Annotated in this window: 14 protein-coding genes; 9 read left to right on the plus strand and 5 right to left on the minus strand. The window is 73.2% G+C overall.

Going from position 1 to position 19,566, the window contains the following annotated elements:
- Positions 1 to 46: 46 nt before the first annotated feature.
- From ACQEV1_RS32210 to ACQEV1_RS32245, 8 genes are read left to right on the plus strand one after another with little or no spacing between them, the layout of a single operon-like run.
- Positions 47 to 460 carry a hypothetical protein gene (locus tag ACQEV1_RS32210; RefSeq protein WP_285623116.1) on the plus strand — a complete coding sequence of 138 codons (414 nt, stop codon included), beginning with the start codon at positions 47 to 49 and terminating at the stop codon, positions 458 to 460.
- A 25-nt stretch (positions 461 to 485) separates the two neighbouring features.
- On the plus strand, positions 486 to 2,411 hold the full coding sequence (locus tag ACQEV1_RS32215) for an Hsp70 family protein (RefSeq protein ID WP_433398469.1): 1,926 nt from the start codon (positions 486 to 488) through the stop codon (positions 2,409 to 2,411).
- A complete protein-coding gene (locus ACQEV1_RS32220) occupies positions 2,395 to 3,867 on the plus strand; it encodes a hypothetical protein (RefSeq protein WP_285623120.1) in 1,473 nt (490 codons plus the stop codon). Before ACQEV1_RS32215 ends, ACQEV1_RS32220 begins: the two co-directional genes overlap by 17 nt.
- On the plus strand, positions 3,867 to 5,420 hold the full coding sequence (locus ACQEV1_RS32225) for a hypothetical protein (protein ID WP_433398471.1): 1,554 nt from the start codon (positions 3,867 to 3,869) through the stop codon (positions 5,418 to 5,420). Before ACQEV1_RS32220 ends, ACQEV1_RS32225 begins: the two co-directional genes overlap by 1 nt.
- A complete protein-coding gene (locus ACQEV1_RS32230; protein ID WP_433398473.1) occupies positions 5,420 to 5,674 on the plus strand; it encodes a hypothetical protein in 255 nt (84 codons plus the stop codon). The genes ACQEV1_RS32225 and ACQEV1_RS32230 overlap by 1 nt, the downstream gene beginning before the upstream one ends.
- A gap of 29 nt (positions 5,675 to 5,703) precedes the next feature.
- Positions 5,704 to 7,236, plus strand: a complete 1,533-nt coding sequence (locus ACQEV1_RS32235; protein WP_433398475.1) for a tetratricopeptide repeat protein — start codon at positions 5,704 to 5,706, stop codon at positions 7,234 to 7,236.
- A complete protein-coding gene (locus ACQEV1_RS32240) occupies positions 7,233 to 8,921 on the plus strand; it encodes a toll/interleukin-1 receptor domain-containing protein (protein WP_433398477.1) in 1,689 nt (562 codons plus the stop codon). Before ACQEV1_RS32235 ends, ACQEV1_RS32240 begins: the two co-directional genes overlap by 4 nt.
- A complete protein-coding gene (locus ACQEV1_RS32245) occupies positions 8,918 to 12,439 on the plus strand; it encodes a hypothetical protein (protein WP_433398479.1) in 3,522 nt (1,173 codons plus the stop codon). Before ACQEV1_RS32240 ends, ACQEV1_RS32245 begins: the two co-directional genes overlap by 4 nt.
- An 8-nt stretch (positions 12,440 to 12,447) precedes the next feature.
- On the opposite strand, the gene ACQEV1_RS32250 is transcribed toward ACQEV1_RS32245, so the two are convergent.
- From ACQEV1_RS32250 to ACQEV1_RS32260, 3 genes are all read right to left on the minus strand, one after another.
- Entirely contained in the window at positions 12,448 to 12,804 is a 357-nt protein-coding gene (locus ACQEV1_RS32250) for a hypothetical protein (RefSeq protein ID WP_285623139.1), read from the minus strand.
- Between the two features lies 1 nt (position 12,805).
- On the minus strand, positions 12,806 to 13,447 hold the full coding sequence (locus ACQEV1_RS32255; protein ID WP_433398481.1) for a DUF6585 family protein: 642 nt from the start codon (positions 13,445 to 13,447) through the stop codon (positions 12,806 to 12,808).
- 227 nt (positions 13,448 to 13,674) lie between these two features.
- Positions 13,675 to 14,370: an HAD family hydrolase gene (locus ACQEV1_RS32260; RefSeq protein WP_433398483.1), complete on the minus strand. Its 696-nt coding sequence runs from the start codon at positions 14,368 to 14,370 to the stop codon at positions 13,675 to 13,677.
- Between the two features lie 218 nt (positions 14,371 to 14,588).
- Here ACQEV1_RS32260 and ACQEV1_RS32265 point away from each other — a divergent pair, with 218 nt between their 5' ends.
- On the plus strand, positions 14,589 to 14,948 hold the full coding sequence (locus ACQEV1_RS32265) for a hypothetical protein (protein ID WP_433398485.1): 360 nt from the start codon (positions 14,589 to 14,591) through the stop codon (positions 14,946 to 14,948).
- A 281-nt stretch (positions 14,949 to 15,229) separates the two neighbouring features.
- Here the strand turns inward: ACQEV1_RS32265 and ACQEV1_RS32270 are convergent, their stop codons facing one another.
- The gene (locus ACQEV1_RS32270) at positions 15,230 to 16,504 is read right to left on the minus strand and encodes a lanthionine synthetase C family protein (protein ID WP_433398487.1); all 1,275 of its coding nucleotides are present in this window, start codon (positions 16,502 to 16,504) and stop codon (positions 15,230 to 15,232) included.
- An 11-nt stretch (positions 16,505 to 16,515) separates the two neighbouring features.
- Positions 16,516 to 19,479, minus strand: a complete 2,964-nt coding sequence (locus ACQEV1_RS32275) for a lantibiotic dehydratase (protein ID WP_433398489.1) — start codon at positions 19,477 to 19,479, stop codon at positions 16,516 to 16,518.
- Between the last annotated feature and the right edge of the window lie 87 nt (positions 19,480 to 19,566).

Raw genomic sequence — 19,566 nt, forward strand, 5'->3', positions numbered from 1 at the left:
GCGAGCCGTCAAGAATAAGGATCTCCAACAGGTCAGGGAGGCAGGTTTGGAACTGTTCCCCGCACCGCTGAGCCCTCCGGTCACGACCGACTACACGCGCCTCGGGCTCGGCCCCGAGGCCTCCGTCGACGAGATCCGCGCCGCCTCCAGCAGGCTCGATCAGCGGCTGCGCCGCCAGGGTGCGGACGAGGCCGAGCTGGCGGCCGCGCACGCGATCCGGCTGGAGAGCGCCGACGACCGCGCGGCCTACGACGCGGCGCACCCGCCGCTGGCGCTGCTCAAACTCCGTCCCGCCTGGCATCCGGTGCTGGACGACGCCGCCGTCCAGCACCACGTGCTCCGCCGCGAGCTGGAGCTGTTCCTGCAGGAGCGGGGCGAGCCGGTCTACCGGCCCTCCGACCTGACCCGGACCGACTTCACCGCCGATCACACGCCCGACCCCCTGCTCGACGGAGCCTGACGAGACCCCCAAGGGAGAAGACCGGATGGACGAATCCCCCCTCCACCACGTCGTCGGAATCGACCTGGGCACCACCTACTCGGCCGTCGCGGCCTACAACCCCGAGGAGGCCTACGCCGAGATCATTCCGGACGCCGCCGTCGACGAGGAGCTGGGCGCCGCCACCCCCTCGGTGGTCCGCTACCAGCCGCAGAACGGCCGCGCGACGGTCGGCCACCACGCCAAGGACGCCATCGCCGGCACCCGCGGCGACGCCCAGACGATCATCGAGATCAAGCGTGAGATGGGGGCCACCTTCACCGAGGACTCGCTGGCCCGCTTCGCCGCCGGGACCGACCACCGGGTGGACGACCCGGTACGGGTCCGGGTCGGCGGAGAGTGGCTGCGGCCGCAGGAGGTCAGCGCGCTCATCCTCATGAAGATGAAGCAGATCGCCGAGGCCGGCCTCGGCGCCACCGTGCACGACGCCGTGGTGACGGTCCCCGCGTACTTCACCGAGCGGCAGAAGAAGGCGACCGAGGAGGCCGCGCTGCTGGCCGGGCTCTACCCGCGCCAGCTCATCCCCGAGCCCACGGCGGCCGCCATCGCCTACGGCGTGGACCGCGCCGACGAGGAGCGGCAGGTCTACCTGGTGTACGACCTGGGCGGTGGCACCTTCGACGTGTCGATCATCGAGACCCGCGAGGACGCCATCGACGTCCTGGCCACGGCCGGTGACCAGCGGCTCGGCGGCGGCGACTTCGACGACGCGCTGGTGGAGGAGCTGCTGACGGGGCGGCCGGAGCCGTCGGCCGACGATCGGCTGAAGGTCAAGATGGCCGCCGAGAAGGCCAAGCGGGCCTTATCCTTCGCCGACACCACCACCGTGGTCTTTCCGGACGGCGCCACACGGGAGCTGGCCCGTACGGAGTTCGAGGCGACCATCAAGCCCGTCCTCGACCGCTCGCTCACCCAGGTCGAGGAGGCGCTCCGATTCGCCGCGGAGAGCAAGGGCATGGACCGCGGCAAGATCGACGCCATTCTGCTGGTCGGCGGTTCCACCCGGATCCCGCTGGTCAAGCAGATGCTGCTGGAGCACTTCGACAAGGGCGACGACTTCGTCCGCAGCGACGCCGACCCCGACACCCTCGTCGCCCGCGGCGCGGCCCTCGTGGCCAAGGACTTCACCCCGTCCGACGGCTTCGACCTGGCCGAGCGTCCGCCGACCGACCCCGACCCGGACGAGGACAGCCTGCAGGTCAGCCTGATCACCGAGCACACCCTCGGGCTGGCCATTCAGAACGACCGGTTCGACGGCCTCATCCCCCGGGGCACCCGGATCCCCGCCAGCCGGAAGAAGACCTACACCAATCCCGACATGGCCTCCCAGATCGCCGCCGTCGTCTACCAGGGGGAGGGTGAGTACACCTACGAGAACGCTCTCGTGGGCACCGTCAACCTGGAGGACATCGAGCCCCGGCCGGAGGGCTACCACCGGTTCGAGGTGGAGTACACCATGACCCGCAACGGTCTGCTGGAGGTGGCCGTCCAGCACCTGAACACCGGCCGTACCTTCGAGGCGAAGTTCGAGCGCAGCACCGAGATCGGGCGGCAGGACGAGCTGGCGGAGCGGCGCGAGGTGCTGCTGGGGCTGTACGACCCCGAGGGTCGGGTCACCGCGCCGGCGCCGGTCGAGCACACGCCGTCGAGCCACGGAGATCCGGCACCGGACTTCGTCCTGCCGCCCCCGGTCGCCGCGGCCGCTCCGGCCGTGCTGCCGGCCGACGCCGTGCCGGCCGAGCTGCGTCGTACCTACCGGAAGATCGTCGCGTACCTGACCGGCGGTGCCGCGGCGCCGGCGGTGCGCTCGGCCTACGACGCGTTCGGTTCCGCCGTCGCCGCCAAGGCGCCGGAGGCCGAGATCGAGGCGCTCTTCGACCGCCTCGAGGCGGCGTATGACGACGCCCGTTGAGGCGGAGCGGGTCCCCGTCGGCGGCGGCATGTGGGGCGAGATCCACAGCCGCCCTGGCGGCCGCCGCTGCTACCGCCTGGTCCCGGCCGACGAACTCCTCGCCAAGCAGCGGGACCAGCTCGACCGCCTGCGAGAACGAGCCAGGTATCCCGGTGTCGCGCCCCTCCTCCAGAACGAGGAGGACGACGTCGTGGAGTGGGAGGGCCATTACTACGACGTCGTCACCTACGAGCTGGAGCTGGACGCCACCCTGGCCCGGGTCGTGGGCGAACCGCGTCCCGAGCCGCGGCTCGCCGCGGTCTCCGCGGTGCTGCGGGCGCTGCCCGGCTGGTGGGGCCGCGTCGAGGGCATGATCCCGACCGGCGCCGACATCGTGTTCTCCCGCGGCCAGCCGTACCTCCTGGAGCTGCCGCCCTGGGGCGTCCCGGCCGTGGGCACACTGCTGCGCTCCCCCGAGCGCATCCCCTACCTGGCTCCCGACGTCGTGCGCGGCGTGTCGGGCCCCGACCGGGCCGCCGACGTGTACGCGCTGACCGTCACGGCGTTACGCTGCTTCCTCGAACCGCCCGCGGCCGAGCCGGAACGCCTGCTGCACTGGGCGGCGGCGGGGCGTCCCGAAGACGGGGCGAGCCGCCTCCCGCACTGGATGCGGCAGGTCGGCCCCGTCACCGAGACCCTCGCCTACCTCCGCGGTGTCCTCGCGGCCGGCCACGCCGAACGCCTGGCGATCGACCCGGCCGAGATCGCCGACCTGCTCGACCGCTGCCGCGAGAGCATGGACCCGCTGATGGCCGTCCGGCGGCTGCGGGAGGAGGGCAACCCCGAGCGCGCGCTGCACCTGGCGCACACGATCCTGCTCACCGATCCGTCGTATGAGCTGCTGGTGCTGGCCGCGGAGCTGTCCTACCGGGATCTGCACTCGCCGCAGCCGCTGGAGGCGTGGGACCTGCTGGAGCGGGCGGTACGGATGCAGCAGGGGCGGCGTGAGGCGTACATGACCCAGTTCGCCCTGGTCGGCCGGTTCCGCCACGATCTGGCCCGGCGGCTGTCGGACGCCGTCGATCCCTCCTTCGCCGAGCGGATGGACGCCACCGTCCGCACGGCATTCGACCATCTGCCGCCGGAGGGCGCGGAGGGCAAGGGCGCCAAAGCCCACGACCTGGCCGTCTACCTGCTCGAACGGGGCAACGCGGAGGACGCCAACCAGGCCGCGTACACCTGGCTGAACAAGAACGGGCGGCTGGAGTGGTGGCGGTTCGACCTCATGATCGACTACGCCCGCTCGTTCATGCTCCTGGACCGGCTCGACGACGCGGAGGCCGTCGCCGAGACCGTACGGCAGGGCCTGCAGAAGGTGCGCGCCAACCGGTCGATGAACGACGCGGAGATCGGCGCGCACGGGCACCGGCTCAACAACCTCCGGCATGACCTTCGCAAACTGCGTGAGGAGCGGTGATGGGCCTCCAGGTGCTGCTGATCGTCGTGCTGGTGGTGCTGCTGGCCGCCGGCGGCACGTACTTCTTCGGGGTGGTGCCGCGTCGCTGGCGGATCCCGCTGGACGAGTCACGGGAGCTGCTCGACAGCGCCGACCGTGCCGACCTGGAGCGGGCCGACCGGCTCATCGCCCAGGCCGTCAACGCCGGGCCGCGCGGCTGGGCGCTGGAGGACGCCCGCTTCGCCCAGGCGTACGTCCGGGCCCGGCTGGGCGACTTCGACCCCGACCAGTACGCGGCGGCCGCCGCCGCGCTGGCCGACCTGGTGGCCGCGTCCGGGCACGACGAGGCGACGGCATTCCTCGACCTGTGGCTGCGTTCCAAGATGGGGCAGCACTCCCGGGTCTGCGACCTGTTCGAGAGCGAGCGGGCGCTGCTGGACTGGTCGCCGCAGGCCCGGCTGATCGCCTCGATCTCGTTCCTCAAGCAGGCCGTGGCGAGCTGGCGCCGCCGCGAGCCGCAGGGCGCGCTGCACTACTTCCGCCAGGTCCGCGAGCTCGACTGCCTGACCGCCGAGATCCCCGAGCACGTGGACGACATGGAGCTGGTCGAGGGCGTCCAGGCGCTGTTCGACGACCGGATGAGCGACGCCCGCGGCTGCTTCACCAACGCCCACGAGCACGCCGTGCAGGAGGGCAAGTCCGCCGCCCGCGCGACGCTCGGCCTGCTGGTGTGCGACTGGCGGGAGGGAGAGCGGGCGAACGCCGACGGCGGTCTCGGCGCCGTGCTGGAGGAGCTGGCGCAGACTCCCGACCCGGATCCGGAGGAGCAGCGGCTGCGGGTCAACGCCGCACTGTTCCACGTCGTCACGCTGCTGCACGAGTGGCAGCGGCCGGAGCTGGCCGGGGTGGCCCCGGGCCGGGCCGACTTCGCCCGGCTGGACGAGCGGATCGACCGGGTCGTGCGTGCGGAGCCGGACCACGGCGACGCGCTGCTGATCGCCGGGCTGTGCCGCTACTACTTCGCCGTCCGCGACCCGGCGATGCGTGAGCAGGGCGTGGCGCTGCTGGAGCGCGGCCTGGAGACGGCCCGGCCGATCGTGCACCCGGAGGCCCGGCGGATCGTGCGGTTCGAGCGGGAGCTCGGTGACACGACGACCGGACGCGACCGGTACGTCGAGCTGATCGACGAGTCCCTCCGGAACGGCGACCTGAGCCCGGAGAAGCGTCGTGAGCTGCTGGCACTGCGCGCGGAGATGGAACGCCGGTACGCCCGGTACGGCGACCCGGCCGCCGTGGCCGCCGACGCCGGTCCGGCCGAGCACCCGAGCGTCCGCGACATCAGCGAGAGCAACGAGCTGATGCGGGCGCGGCTACGCGGCATCGCCGGACCGCTGCTCCGCGACGACCCCGAGCGGCCGGGGGTCGAAGAGCTGAAGCAGAGCGTCGACGAGGTGGACGCGGCGAGCAAGCGGTTCAAGGACGGGTTCGAGGCGGTGCAGAGCGCCCGCCAGGACCTGATCGTGCGGACCGGCGAGTTCCTGCTGAACGAGGCGCCCCCGGAGAAGGAGTCGTGATGAGTCTCATTCGGTCATCCCTGCGGCTGCCGCGCCGACGCCTCCGGCCCGAGCGCTACTCCCTGGTCGGCCGGCTGAGCCCGATCGAGTACGAGCCGGACGCCGACGAGCGGGAGCTGTTCGAGCAGGCCGGGCTCGGCCGGGTGCTGCCGCTGCTGCTGGGCCTCGACCAGGACCTGGAGTTCGGCCTCTGCCACGACGTCGCCCGGCACCGGCTGGGTGCCGAGCCCGATCCGGGTGCGCTGCCCTTCTGAGCCGCCCGGCCACGAACTCTGGGAGAACCGTGGACGAACCACAGACACTGCGCACGCTGGGCTCCGCCCAGACGCTGCGCATGCCGGCCTTCGACGTGCCGGCGCGGGCGACGGCCGTCGACCTGACCGAGGAGCTGCAACGGGCCAGACGCGAGCTGCAGGGCGGGCGGCACGAGGAGCGGGTCCCGGTGCTGCGCGAGTTCGAGGACGGCGAGGTGCCACTCTCGCTGGAGTACGCCTCGTACGAGGACGGGCTGATCGAGGACGCCAAGGCCAACATCGCCGCGGGCAACCTCGAACTGGCGCTCGCTCAGCTCGACGAGGTGCTGGAACTGCTGCCCGGCCACTACGAGGCACGCTACCTGCGGTCGTACTGCCTGCTGTTCGGCGGCGACGAGATGGCGGCGCTCACCGAGCTGGAGTCGCTGCGCGCCGACCGGCCAGGGCCCGACCTGGCCGCACGGGTGCTGGAGCTGCGCACCACCTTACGCGGCCGGCTCACCGACCGGCTGCTGGCCGACCCGGACGAGAAGGCGCTGGTCGAGTACCTGCGCCTGGTGCCCGAAGAGGGCGGCTGCTGGCTGGAGCTGACGGTCCAGCGGGCGTCGCGCGGCGACCTGCACGGTGCCGTGGCCACGGCGCGGGCGGGGGCCGGGGTCGCCGACGCGGAGGCGGACCGCCGCGCCCTCGACCGGCTCGTCCACCGGCTCCGGCTGCACCTGCTGCGGGCGCTGGCGCCGCGCTTCGTCGAGCCGCTGCACGCGGGCGCCTACGACACGGCGCTGGAGGAGCTGCGACGGCTCGGCCCGGAATGGAGCGACTTCGAGCCGGTCATCGACCTGGCCTCCTACATCCTGCGGATCGCGCGGGAGGGCCCCGGGCGGCCGGACCTGCCCCATGACCGCGCCGACGTGGTCTATGACCTGCTGGCCGGGTACGACCTCGGCCGGACCGGCGCCCTCCTGGACGAGGGACGCCCGGAGCAGGGCCTGGCCCTCATGCGGCGCACCGTCCGGCTGGTGCCCACCGACCCGTGCACCAACTTCGTGCTGGGCCTCTGCCTGCTGGTCACCGGTGGCGACCTGGACGAGATCGAGGCGGCCGCCCGCGTCGCCGGCACCGACGAACGGGTCACCGGTGCCGGCGATCTGCTGGACGCCGTCGCCCTGCGGCGCGTGGACCGGGAGGCGGTGGCCATCCACGACTTCGTCGGCGACATCAACGACTGCCCGTCCGCCCGGATCAAGCAGGCCCTGCAGCGCACGCGGACGTTGCGCACGCACGCCGAGGGGCTGTTGCGGACCATCGGCGAGCCGTTCCGCGACCAGCTGCGCTCGCTGGTGGGCGTCCTCGCCGTGAACGCCGTGCAGCTCGACGTGGTCCTGGTGTCGAACGAGCTGACCCGCGTGCTGCGAGCCGGCTGGCACGCCGGCATAGGGATCGAGCTGGACCGGGTCATCCAACGATGTGCGGCCCTGCGCCGAACGACCCGCGACGCCGACACGACACGGATCATCCACCAGATCGAGCAGACGGCGCGGACGGCGAGGGGGCGTGTATGACCAAGAAGTGGGACGTGTTCCTCAGCTACGCCAGAGAGGAGAGCCTGACCGCGAACCGCCTGTACGACAAGCTGCTCGGCTGCAGCACGGCCGACGGCCGCCGCCCGGTCGTCTTCCTGGACACCTCGCGGGACGGCATCGCGCCCGGGGACAAGTGGACCAGCTCCCTGGCCGAGGCGCTCCAGGAGAGCCGCTGCTTCATCCCGCTCTACTCGCCGCTCTACTTCGAGGACTCCAAGCCGATCTGCAAATGGGAGCTGGACGAGGCCTTCGACCTCAGCATGACCTCCGGCCTGAAGATCATTCCCGTGCTCCTCGACCCCGCCTGCAAGGACCTCGTGCCGCACAAGCTCAACCGGGTCCAGTGGCAGGACACCAACGACCCCGACTGGTTCGACCGGATACGCGAGGCCCTGGGCCTCACCAGCGGCCGCCCGCCGGGCCTGCTGCGGTTCACCGGCGCCGTGATCACGCGGACCACCGTCAACCTGACCCTCCCGGAGGTCGTGGTCGAGGCCGAGGGCGACACTCCCGTGGAGATCGAGCTGTCGGCCAGGTCTCCCGCCGGCGAGGTGCCGTTCACCGGGACCGCGCGCCGTTCCCTGTACGGCCGCACGGCCACCTTCCCCGACCTGTCGTTCCCGGCCCCGTACGACCAGGTGCGGCTCATCGCCCGGGCGCCCGGCTGCGCGGAGGCCACGACCGGCTGGTTCAGCGTCGACCCGCCCGACCGTCCGCGGCGTGCCCTGACCGGCGGCGCGCACCCGGTGCTGGACGGCACGGGTCAGCCGTACTTCCTGGGCGGCCGCGCGGTCGCCCTGCTCGGCGCGACCGAGGCCGTGGTGTACGACCTGACCGGGCAGGTCCTGGCCCGCTCTCCGGTGCCCGCGCGGATCAAGAACGTGGCGGTGGGCGAGGAGTCCTTCGCCGTGGCCGACTGGTCGGGCCTGGTCGTCCGCCTCGACACCGACGGCGGCGCCGTGACCGTGGACCTGCCGGGCGAGAGCACGCTGAACCCGCTGCGCGCGCCCGGCGCGCTGCTGTTCGACGGCGCCGAACTGCTGGCCGGAATGTGGAACGGCGCCGTCCACCGGCTGCCGGCCGGATCCACCGAGCCGTCCCGGGTGGCGTTCTTCCCGGAGGGGGTGCAGACACTGGCCCGGCTCGACGGACGGCTGCTGGTCGGCCGGCTCGACGGCACCGTCCAGTGCTTCGGCCCGGACGGCTGGGAACACCGGCTCGAACCGGTGCTGCTGGGTTGCCGGGCCGTCCGCGGCCGGCTGCTGGCGGTGGGCGAGCGGCAGGTCCACCGGGTCGACCCGGTCACCGGTGACGTCGTAGAGCTGTCCCCGCCGATCGGAACCCACGTCGGTGCGCTGTTCACCGAGGAGGGAGTCGTCGTCATCGACGCCGACGGCCGTGGCGTGCTGATCGACCACGAGCTGTCGGTGCGCCGGGGTTTCCAGGGTCATCGCGGCGCCCGCCTGGTGGCCGGCGACCGCACCGGCCGAATCCTCATCCTGTCCTATCCGGAGGGCGCGCACGTGCTCATGGAGGACGGCCGGGTGGTCTACACCTGCGACACCGGGCCGCTCGGGATATCGCCGGACGCGTCGCTGATCGCCGAGCCGGTCGGGGCGGGAGTCCGGATCGTCCCGCGCCGAGAGCTGGGTACGACGCCATGACGCAGAACGACCCCGTCGTGCTCCGCCACGTCGCGCTGAGACTGTGGGATCGGCGGGCGCGCGGCGAGTGGCTGGAGCCGCAGGAGTTCCACACCCTGGTGGAGGCCACGTTCCGGCTGGCCGTGCACCCGGACACGCCGCCGGAGGAGGCACTCGTCCTCCTGCGCCGCGCCCGCCGCCTCGACCCGGCCAACCCCAAGCACGGCTACCACCTGGGCCTGCTCCAGCTCCGGCACGGCCGGCTCACCGAGGCCGCCGAGGAGCTGCGCGAGGCGGGCGAACTCGCCCCGACCAGCCACCGGATCTGGGCGCACCTGGCGATCGTGCAGCGCCGCCTGGACGAGGCCCACGTCGGCACCGCCGGGTACGCCGGCGCCTTCCGTCGCCGCGCCGAGAGCATCAGCGGCGCGATCCGCGCCGGCGCCGACAACCCCGACCCCGGCCCCGACGGGCCGGACCCGAACCCCCACCTCGGCGTGACGGCCGTACGGCTGGACCGCGGCGGCGAGTGCCGCTGGAGCGGCGTGCGCGACCTGGACGTGGAGGAACGCCTGCTCGGCACGCCCAGCGAGCGCACCCGCGACTGGCTGCTGGCCGAACTCACGGAGCTGGCCCGGCTGGCGCCGCGCCGATCCGGCGGCACGGCGGCGTTCGCCGTCCTCGGCGTCCAGTGGCTGCTGCGCGGCTATCCGAAGGCGACGCTGCGCGGCCTCGCCGAGCCGCTGCGCGCGCCCGGCCCGGCCTTCCGGCTGCTGACCGACGTGCTCGACCTCTACGACCTGCCGCTCGCGGAGGTCCCCGCCCGGCTCGCCCGCCACGAACGGGAGGGGACCCTGCCGGGGTTCCTGCTCCTGCTGCTGCACCGGGCGCTGCTGCTCAGGCGGCCGCTGGAGTTCCCCGACCTTGACGCGCACCGGGCCGCCCGCGAGCTGCTGGCGGCGCCCGAGGAGCCCGATCCGGCGCAGGCCGCGCAGTGCGCGGCGGCGCTAATGGCGGCGGTACGGCGGCTCGACCCGGTACCCGCCGAACGGGTAGCCGACCCCGTGGTGGCTCAGCCGGACGACGACGCGGAGGGCCTGCTGCTGAAGCTGGAGGCCGACACGGCACTGTTCAAGAAGCACGACGCCGAGGCCCTGGACCTGGCCAAGGCGCTGCGGGCGTCCGCCAGGACCATCGACGCCGGCGGCCACGCCCGGCTGTCGGGCGACCTGGCCGTGATGGAGGAGACGACCCAGGCGCTGAAGTCGGTGGTCGCCGCTCGGCTGGCCGACTGGGACGCCGTGGGACGGGCCGAGCCCGGTGACCTGCCGCCCGAGGAGTTCCAGCGCCGTTACCAGGCCGTCAAGCGCGACCTGCAGAACACCATGCACGGCCGGACCAAGAAGCAGCTCAAGCCGGTGAAGGACGCCCTCGGCAAGGTGGCCGGTGGCGGCGCGCCGGAGCCGTCGGCCGCGACGCTGGGGCTGCGCGACGCCGTACGGTCGCTGCTCGACACCCCCGGTCCGCGGCGCGAGAGCGGGCCGGAGCCGCCCCGCCTGAAGGCCGAGCCCTCCGGCACCGGCCGGGAGCTGGTCGAGTCGGCGCTCGCCATCGCCGACACGGCCGTGGCCGAGGTGTTCGCGCAGGCCCAGGCGAGCCTCACGGACCTGCCGCCCGGCGGGGCGCTGGACCTGCTCCGCCGTGAGGTGTCCGGCCGGGCGGCCGAGACCGCCTACCGGCTGGGCCGCCCGGTGGCGGCCCGCCGGATCTGGAGCCGGATGCTGGCCGCCGACCCGTACGACCTCGCCGTGCTGCACAACCTGGCGATGGCGCAGACGGCCGCCGGAGACCTGCCGGCGGCGGCGGAGGGCTGGCAGGCGTACCTCCATGCGCTGTACGCGCTGGACGTGGCGGCCGGAGACCCGCGCGGCCACGCGGCGGAGCGGGCGGAGCTGCACGGCGTCCTGGCCGGGGCCTTCGGAACGGCGGCGCTGGCCGTGCCGCCGCCGGACCAGGACGAGCCGCGGGCCCGTGAGGTCATGGCCGTGCTGGCCGGCACCGCCCGGGTCGCCGCGTACGAGCGGCACCTGCGGCTGGAGCTGCTCAACCGGCGCGTCGCCGGGCACGGCGTGCGGCTACGGCTGGGCGTCTCCCCGGACGCGCCGCAGGAGGTACGGGAGGCGGCGCGGGACCGCGCGGTCGCCGACGCCCGCACCGCCTGCGCGCGTCTTCCCGGCCGGATCGCCGAGCCGTTCGCGCTGCTGTGCGAGCGGGTGCTGGCGGAGGACGCGCCGCCCGCCCGCTCGGCGGCCGCCGCCAAGGCCGAGGAGGAGACGCACACCGACCTGGTGAAACGGCTGTTCCAGCAGAAGCGGCGGTGGCGCACCCTCCTCGTCGAGGACCGCACCTGGTGCCTGTCGGTCTACTCCGGCGACGTGATCGCCGGACTCGCCCGGATGGACACGCTGCCGCTCGACGCCGACGACGACGCGACGGTCGCGGCCGTACAGCGGATGGACAGCGGCACCGACCCGGTCACGCTCATCGGGGAGCTCAACCGGCTCGCCGACTTCGCCTGCAGGGTCGCGCTCAACCGGGTGTTCGACGAGGCCGAGGGCGACGACCCGCTGTTCCCCGAGCGGTTCCGGGGCACCGGCCGGTCCTGGGCGCGCAGGGCCGTCTCCTCGGAGTTCATGGGGTACCTCGACGATCCGGGCATAGCGCACCCACAACTCGTCCGGGACGCCGTGTCCATCGCCAACCGCTCCCGCGAAGAGCTCGACGAGGCGTCCCGCGAGGTCCTGGAACGGGCGATCGGTACGCTGGCCACCTGGTCGGACCGCCTGCGCGGCGCGTCCGGCCCGCCGATCCTGCGGGCCGAGCTCCTGAGCGTGCTGGGTCGTCACACCGAGGCGTACCGGGGCCTGGACGCGGCGGCCGAGGAGGCGTTCGCGCCCGGCGCCGGCGAACGCATCGAGGAGGCCCGGATCCACATCGACTTCGCCACCGACGACTTCGCGCGGGCCGTCTCGCGCGTACGCGGACTGCTGGCGGCGGGCGAGACCGACGATCGGAGGCGGCTGCTGGCCACCGCCTACCGGGGCTGGATCAACGTGGCTCCCCCGGGGCCGGACCCGGCGGACATCGCCCGGGACTTCGCCTCCTGGAGCGACCCGCAGTCCGTCCGTGACCGCCGCTTCCTGCTGGCCCGCGCCACCCTGGCCCGGCTGAAGAGCGCGTCAGGGGCCGCCGTGACGGCCGCCATGGAGCGGTTGCTGGCGGACGACCCCGGCAACCGGGTCGCCGAGTTCCAGCTCATCGGCAACGGTCTCGTCGCGCAGATCGAGGAGCTGCGGCTGCGCGAGCGGGAGAGCCTGGGACCCGAGCGACGCCGCCACTTCGAGGCCCGCCGCACGATCTCGGACCAGTGCCGGACGCGCTGCGAGGCCTACCTCGCCGAACCCGACGACCCCGACGACCCGCTGGCCGCCGACCGCCGTAAGGCGCTGACCGACCTGCTGGGCCGGCTCCGGCGCTGAGCGGCCGGTCAGGGTCCGGCCGTGCCTCGGCGCAGGGCCCGGCCGGTGTACACCACGAAGGCCGGGACGAGCGGCAGCCCGGCGAGGCCGAGCACGCTCCCGAGGATGATGAAGAACCAGCCGTGCTGGTGGACACCGTGCGCGTGGTGCTCGGCCATCTCCTCGTAGCCGAAGGTGCCGTGGCCGGTGACGCACTTGTCGCCCGGCGACATCTCATTGACGCCCGTCGCGTAGCCGCAGGTCACGTGGTCGAGGTCCGGGGTCGCGCCGAGGTCGTGCACGCCATGCGCGATCGAGAGGTACGTGAGGAGGGCCGTCACGGTCACCGCGACGGCGCTCGCGAGCGCCCGTGCCGCCGACTCCATGTCAGCGCCGCCAGGAGGCGTCGTCGGTCTCCCGGGTCAGGGTCAGGAACGCCCCGACGTTGGGCACGTCCGGGACGCCCGCCTTCGCCCAGTTGAGCCGTTTGCCGTGCCGGCGGACGCCGACCTTGCCCTCGTGTACGTTCACCTCTTCCAGCTCCGCCCACGGGAGCAGTTTGCGGCCCCGTCCGATTCCCTCGGGCCGTACGGTGAACCAGCCGAACTCGACCGGTTCGCCGCCGGCGAGGGCCTCCCGGAACCGCGGAAGCTGGGCCTCGGTCACCAGCGGCCCGACGACCTCGGCGAACCGTTCGAGTCCGGAGGAGTTCCGCCGGGTCCCCACGCCGACCAGGTTGAACAGGCGGCCGTCCGTGTGCACCACGTCGAAGTCGTAGGTGGTACTGGTGTAGGAGCCGTTGGTGCGTTTCTCAGTCACCCGCTGGACGAACCGGGCGACGTCGGCCCACCGGACGGCGTCGGCCGTGTCCTTCTCGTGGTGGCCGTAGACACAGCCGTTCTCGTACACGTGGGCGACCGTGAACTTCCGCAGCACCCGGTTGCCCCAGCCGCCCTCCAGCGCGAAGGGCTCGATGAGCCCGCCCAGGCCCGCCTCGTCGGCGGCCCGTTGGATCGATCCGGACGTCATGAATTCCCTCCGCGAGTTCCGAGCGGAGCTCACCCAATCGCCGATTGGTCACGGGACGGCAATGTCCGGGCCCGAGTACGCGAAATGGCGACCACGCATGCGCGCCGTGGCGACTCGTTCCTTAAGTGGCGAGCCCGTGTGCGTGGAATGGCGACTCGCGATCGGCGAACGCGGTGAAGCTTTCGCCGGCGCGCGCCGGTCGAGGCCATCCACGTCCTGCACGGCCTTCAACGAATGCGCTGATGCCAATCCGCCAGAAGCGGTGTCACGGCCCGTAGGTCCCCGCCGTCCACCGTCGTCGAGGCCCTGTCGCGCGCCTGCTGGTCCGCGTTGAAGGCGACACTGAGGCCGACCTCGTCGAACAGCGGCAGGTCCGACCGGCTGTCGCCGATGGCGGCGCACTGGGACGGGCCGAAGCCGAGGTTCTTCGCGTAGCGGAGCGCGAAGTCGCGTTTATCGAACTCATCGAAGGTGGCCCGCACTCGACCGGTGAAGGACCCGTTGAGGATCTCCAGCTCAGGTCCGCAGTAGGCGGCGAACCCGAACCTCTTCCGGAGATGCTTCCCGATCGGCTGCCAGGCCAGGGTGGCCAGTACCGGCAGCAGACGATGAGCACGGCACCACTGGACCGTCTCCGCGATTCCGTCGACGAGCGGCAGTTGAGTCAGCCAGTCGTCGATCTCCCGTTCGGTGCGGTCCGCCCATGCGAGGGCGTCCACCGCCGCGATCTCGGGGTTGGTCAACTGACCGGCCGCGTAGGCTGCCTCGGCCTTGGCCATCTCCTCCTCCGTGCCCAGATATCGGGCTACGTGGACAGCGGAGCCGGGGGCCGGTACGAGGGTGCCGTCAATGTCGACGAAGACTACGCCGACCCATGCCGACGGGTCGGAAACAGCCTTCCATCCGTCACGGCTTTCCCTCACAACCCGCTCCTTTCTCGTCGGGCGGACGGCTCCGCCGGAGATACGGTGCCGAACGGTGCCCCAACGCTGCTCCCCGCCGCCTCACAATCCCATACCGTGTGAGCAGGGACCGGCCAAGGTGATCAAACTGGCGAGGACACCGGCCCGGTGGGGACAGCAGCTGGATGAACGCCACCGGTGGTCACGAGGCCGGCTGTTCCGGCACCGACCTTTCGGGCGTGAACGATCCCGTCGGCGGGGCCGGGACGGGGGAACGGGGCCGGCACGGACCTGGCGGGCAGCAAGCCGCCGGACGGTCTCGGCGGCACTCGTACCGGCTTCCCGGCGGGAGCATGCCGTACGTCGCGAGCGGCGACAACGCAGGACAGACGGCGGCCGGCCGCAACAGCCTGGCGGCGACCGCGCAGGAGGCGGCGGCCCTGGACAACGCCGCGGCTCGCATGGCCGGGATGCCGATGCCGGTGGGCCCGGCCGGCGCCCGCGACAAGGACGGGGAACGGGAACGCACGACGTCCCTCCGTGAGGAGGACGACGTCTTCTCCCCGGACGACGACGTGGCTCCCCCGCTGATCGGCTGAGCCCAGCGCCAGCACCCTACGGCGCGGGGCCGCCGACCACGCTGGGACGACGCACGCGTTCAGCAGGCCGGCACGGCGGCGCACCGTTCTCGAACACGCCCGCTCACCGCGCGAGACCAGCCTCCCGCCGGAAGGGCGGCACGGCACCCTAGCCGAACAGGTCCCCTCGCCGCACGAAACGACCCGCCTACCCGAAACGGCGGCACCGTACCCGAACGCGCCCGCTCGCCGCACGAAACGACCCGAGCGCCGGAACGGCGACGCGTCGTACCCGCTCATTGTCAGTTCAGCAGCAGGGCCGTGTCCCAGCCGGTGTTCGCGGGTCCGTCGTTCGCGTAACCGTGGAGCGCGAGCGCGATGCCGGCCGCGCCCTCCAGGAAGCCCGCGCGGTCGGGTGCGACCGCCGCGCCGGCTCCCGCGGCGTACCGGAAGCCGAACGGGGCTTCGGGGTCGAAGCAGCCGACGACTCGGCGGGCGAGCCCGTCGACCGCCTCGTGCAGGTCGTCGGCGCCGTCGTCGGCCGCCATCAGGCGCGTCATGTGCAGCATGCCCGCCCAGCCGTGGCACAGGCCGGCGTCGATCATGTCCCACTCGTCCCAGGGACGCGCGAGCGCGCGGCGCAGCACCGAGGCGGCCGTCTCCCGCCACGACGGGCGGTCCAGCGCGAGGCCGGCGAGCTGGAGCACGCGGGCGATCCCGGGCGCGCCGTAGCACCAGCTGGGCCGGTCGGGCCGCGTCGATCCGTCCGGGCCGCGGAGCTGCCGGTGGAAGCCGACCACCGACGGCCACGAACCCTCGTGGAGCCACTCCAGCAGCCACGTGACGATCCGCTCGATCGCCGCCTCCTGACCCGGCAGGCGCAGCCCGTCCCGGTGGGCGATGGCCAGCAGGGCCAGCGGCCCCGCGACTCCGTGCGCCAGGCCGAGGTTGAAGTGGCCCTCTCCGTCGGGCGTGTTCCTCAGTGGAGCGTGGGGCACCCACCAGCCGGGCACGCGGGCGCCGTCGACCTCCACCGGCTCGGTGAGGGCGATGAGGTAGCGCACCGCCGGCTCGGCGTGCCCGGTGCCGAGCAGCAGCCGGCCCAGGCCGGTGAGCCCCTGCACGACGTCGTACGCGGCGAAGGCGGTGCCGGGCCGGCCGGCGGTGATGCGGTCGATCTCCTCGCGGGCTCGTTCGTCGGCGGCGGCGCGGACCGCGGGTTCGGCGCGGCCGAGCAGGCTCGCGTAGTCGCCGGGTCGCGTCACCGCGGCGCGCGTGGCGAACACCACGGCGGGCAGGCCGGCGAACAGGCTTCCCTGCCCGGGCATCGCGGCCTTCGCCCCCCGGGCCAGGTACGCGTGCGCGCTCGATCGGTCGCCCAGTTCGGCGTGCAGCAGCGCGATTCCGAGACATCCTTCGTTCAGCGCGGCCGGATGCCAGGTCGGGGGCGTCCTGCCGTCCGGGAACCGGTCGACCGCGCCTTCGGTGATCCGCGCGACGGCGGCCGGGTCGGCCAGCCGCCGCGCCACCTCCGCGACGATCTCCGCCGCCTCCGTCCGCACGGTGCCGGTGGTCACTCCGCCCTGCCTCACTTCGCGTGCCTGTCTCTGTCCCGCAGCGCCTGGAGCGCGCCCCGCGCGATGGCGTACGAGGCGCCCTCCGCCTCCGGGGCCGCGCCGACGAGCCGGTTGTGGTGCATGTGCAACAGCGCGGGAAGCGGCGGCCGGCGGTCCAGCGAACGGATCACTTGTCCGTACGCCGCCACGGCGGGCCGGCGGCGCGCCCAGATCTCGGCCAGGCGAGGATCGACGTTCCGCCCGTCGATGACCTCGATCGCGGTCCGGCGCATCGCCTGGAAGGCGGCGTGGTGCTCGCCCTTCGGGTAGGCGTTCAGGTACCAGTCCCGCCAGTCCGGGTCGCCGAAGCCGCGTACCAGGTCCACGTAGTTCGCCGCCGCGAGCAGTTCGGGCCGCAGGGGAAGGCGCAGGCGGAGCTGCTCGATCACGGCCTCGCTGTCCGCCTGGAAGGCCCGCTCGGCCGCCTCCAGCGCCTCGGGCCCGCCGTAGCGTTCGACCTCGGGCTCATAGGTGTCCAGCATGGTCGTCCGGGCGAGCCCGGCCCGGCACAGCTCGTCCGCCCAGTCGTGCACCAGCGGCAGGACCTCGGCGTTCAGGCGGTCCGGGCTGCCGTGGAACCGGAGCCGCAGGTGCGGTTCGGGATCGAAGTACCGGATGAAGAACCACCGGTCCACCGACGGCGGCAACGCCGCCCGCAACGCCGGCAGCCGCTGGCCGATCAGGTCGGCATGCCGGTCGGCGGAGGCGTACAGCTTGACGAACAGCCACTCTCCGCCCGGCCGGTGCGCCGACGGGCGGCTCCGCACCGTCGCCGACGTACGGACGGGCGGCTCGGAGGGGCCGGTGCTCAACGTGACGACGACCTCGTTGGCGCGCCCGTTCGACCAGCCGGTGCCGAACCCCTCCCCGCCGGGCGACTCGACCAGCAGTGTGCTCGGGCGGCGGCTGAGCTCGTGGCGGAGGATCCGGCGGTGCAGCGGCGCGTCGAGGTCGAGCCCGATGCGGTGGTCGCCGTTCGTCATGAACACCTCGGTCGGCACGCGCCAGCGCTCGCGCCACGCGTCGAGGCGGCGCTGCCATTCCGCCTCGGTCAGCCCGGCGTCGATGAGGCCGACGGCCGGCCGCCAGGTGGCGGACGCCAAGATCGTACGGCCGTGCCGGACCCGGGGCAGGAACGGCAGCATCGCGTCGAGCTCTCCCCAGGTCCACGCGTTGCACGCCCGGTGACGGGCCTCGGTCACGTCGTAGAGGAACCGGGCGATCTCCGGGCCGACCCGGCTCACGACGAGCATGTGAACGGTCGTCGGAGCGATCTCGGTGTCACGGCTCAGCGAGTGCACGAACAGGCGCCCGTGCGCCGCGCCGACGACCAGATCGTCGAGGTCGATCACGGAGGGGTCGCCCGGGTCCGCGAACGTCCCGACCGGCAGGCTGTGGTCGGTCATCAGGGGCACCCGGGCCACGTTGGCGACCCGTGTCCAGTTCGCCTGGAAGGTGAGCTGCGGCCGGACGGTGCGGTCATCGTGCAGGATCCGGGCGGTCTGGTCGCGGAGGCCGTCGAGGAGGTAGGCGAAGCGGCCGCTCAGCGCGCCCGCGCGGCGCGACAGCGGCATCGTGGCCAGGGCGAGGCGGAAGTCGCCGTTCTCCAGCGCGGTCACCGACTCGGCCAGGAGGTGGGCCCCGATCTCCAGCGTCGACGGCAGGCGTCCGTCGTCGGCGCCGGAGAGGCGGTCGATCATCTCCGCGTCGAGTTCGACCTCGTGCGCGCCGTCCAGCAGCGCGCGCTGGGCGAGCTCGCCGAAGACCCGCTCGCGGTACCGGTTCGGCTCCGGCCGGGCGACATCGCGGGTCGACGTGCGGTAACCGGCCGGAGTGCCGATCCCCTTCTCCGGGTCCAGCAGTTCCTTCACCGGCACCAGCAGGCCGGTTCCGTACCTGTCCACGAAGTCGTCGTAGTAGGCGCGCATGTGCGGGGCCGCACGGTCGGGCGGGGTGACGCGAGTCAGGACCGCGGCGACGGACTCCAGCTCCTCGGCCACCGCCCGGGGAAGGGTGACATCGGCGTCGAGTCTCACGTCGACGTGAGGGGCGTGCTGCTTGTCACCGAGCCGCCGGGTGGTGCGGAGGACCGCGTTCCACGCCTCCAGCCCCTCGGCCATCGGGGTGACCGCGTAGGCGTCCAGCGCGGCGGCCGCCTCCTCCAGCCCGGTCCGCTCCCCCGCGGGAAGGCGGTCCAGAACGTGCCGCACGGGGTCCGCGTCGTCGGGCGGCATCAGCTCGGTGAGCAGCAGGTACCGCTCGACGAGCTGCAACAAGAGCCGCTCCACGGCCTCCGGCGACCCCTGGGGGAACGCCGCGCGCAGGTGCTCGGTCAGCTCGGTGAATCGCACCGGGCGGCGCGCCCGCTCGATCACCGCCTCGACCACGGGCGTGCGCCGCACGGACACCTCGAGCGCGGGTCCGTCGTCGCCCACGGGCAGGTGCGGCAGGACGAGCCGGTCACCGCGGATGAAGCAGAGGTTGTTGCGGACCACGCGCAGCCGCCGTACGACCTCGGGCTTGCGTTCCCAGTCGCGCACCAGCGCGTGCAGCCAGCCGACGTCGGGCCGGGCGCTCTTCCGGTGGTCGCCGCCGAACTCCACCTTGGCCGCGTGGTCGAAGCGCGCCTCGGACACGCCGGCCATGACGCCGAAGGGCGTGGCACGGGTCGCCATGCGGAGCGCGTAGCGGGAGACCGAGATCACGGCACGCCGCAGCTTCTTGGGGTCGACCGGCCGCCCGGCCTCCAGCGCGTCGAGCGTGTGCGTCAGCGACGGGCTGGACACGGCGATCGCCTCCCGGACCAGCGGGTCGGCGATCATCGAGCGGAGGTAACCGGCCGGGTCGTCGCCATCGCTGCGGGTCCGCGCCGCCGAGTCCGCCGGCAGCACGCTCATCCGTACCAGCACGCGTTCGGCGGCCCTGAGTCTCGGCATATCTGTCATGCAACATCTCTCCGTGCCCGCTGATTGAACTCGGATATCTGACCAGATCCGTTAAGCGAATAGTCGCGATACCCGCCC

The sequence above is a fragment of the Actinoallomurus sp. CA-142502 genome (assembly GCF_050936355.1).
GTDB lineage: Bacteria > Actinomycetota > Actinomycetes > Streptosporangiales > Streptosporangiaceae > Actinoallomurus > Actinoallomurus iriomotensis.

What these genes read in the sequence shown, in the direction of transcription:
- ACQEV1_RS32215 (WP_433398469.1), top strand. Translation starts at nt 486, where the DNA reads ATGGACGAATCCCCCCTCCACCACGTCGTCGGAATCGACCTGGGCACC.
- ACQEV1_RS32220 (WP_285623120.1), top strand. Translation starts at nt 2,395, where the DNA reads ATGACGACGCCCGTTGAGGCGGAGCGGGTCCCCGTCGGCGGCGGCATG.
- ACQEV1_RS32225 (WP_433398471.1), top strand. Translation starts at nt 3,867, where the DNA reads ATGGGCCTCCAGGTGCTGCTGATCGTCGTGCTGGTGGTGCTGCTGGCC.
- ACQEV1_RS32230 (WP_433398473.1), top strand. Translation starts at nt 5,420, where the DNA reads ATGAGTCTCATTCGGTCATCCCTGCGGCTGCCGCGCCGACGCCTCCGG.
- ACQEV1_RS32240 (WP_433398477.1), top strand. Translation starts at nt 7,233, where the DNA reads ATGACCAAGAAGTGGGACGTGTTCCTCAGCTACGCCAGAGAGGAGAGC.
- ACQEV1_RS32245 (WP_433398479.1), top strand. Translation starts at nt 8,918, where the DNA reads ATGACGCAGAACGACCCCGTCGTGCTCCGCCACGTCGCGCTGAGACTG.
- ACQEV1_RS32250 (WP_285623139.1), bottom strand. Translation starts at nt 12,804, where the DNA reads ATGGAGTCGGCGGCACGGGCGCTCGCGAGCGCCGTCGCGGTGACCGTG.
- ACQEV1_RS32255 (WP_433398481.1), bottom strand. Translation starts at nt 13,447, where the DNA reads ATGACGTCCGGATCGATCCAACGGGCCGCCGACGAGGCGGGCCTGGGC.
- ACQEV1_RS32275 (WP_433398489.1), bottom strand. Translation starts at nt 19,479, where the DNA reads ATGCCGAGACTCAGGGCCGCCGAACGCGTGCTGGTACGGATGAGCGTG.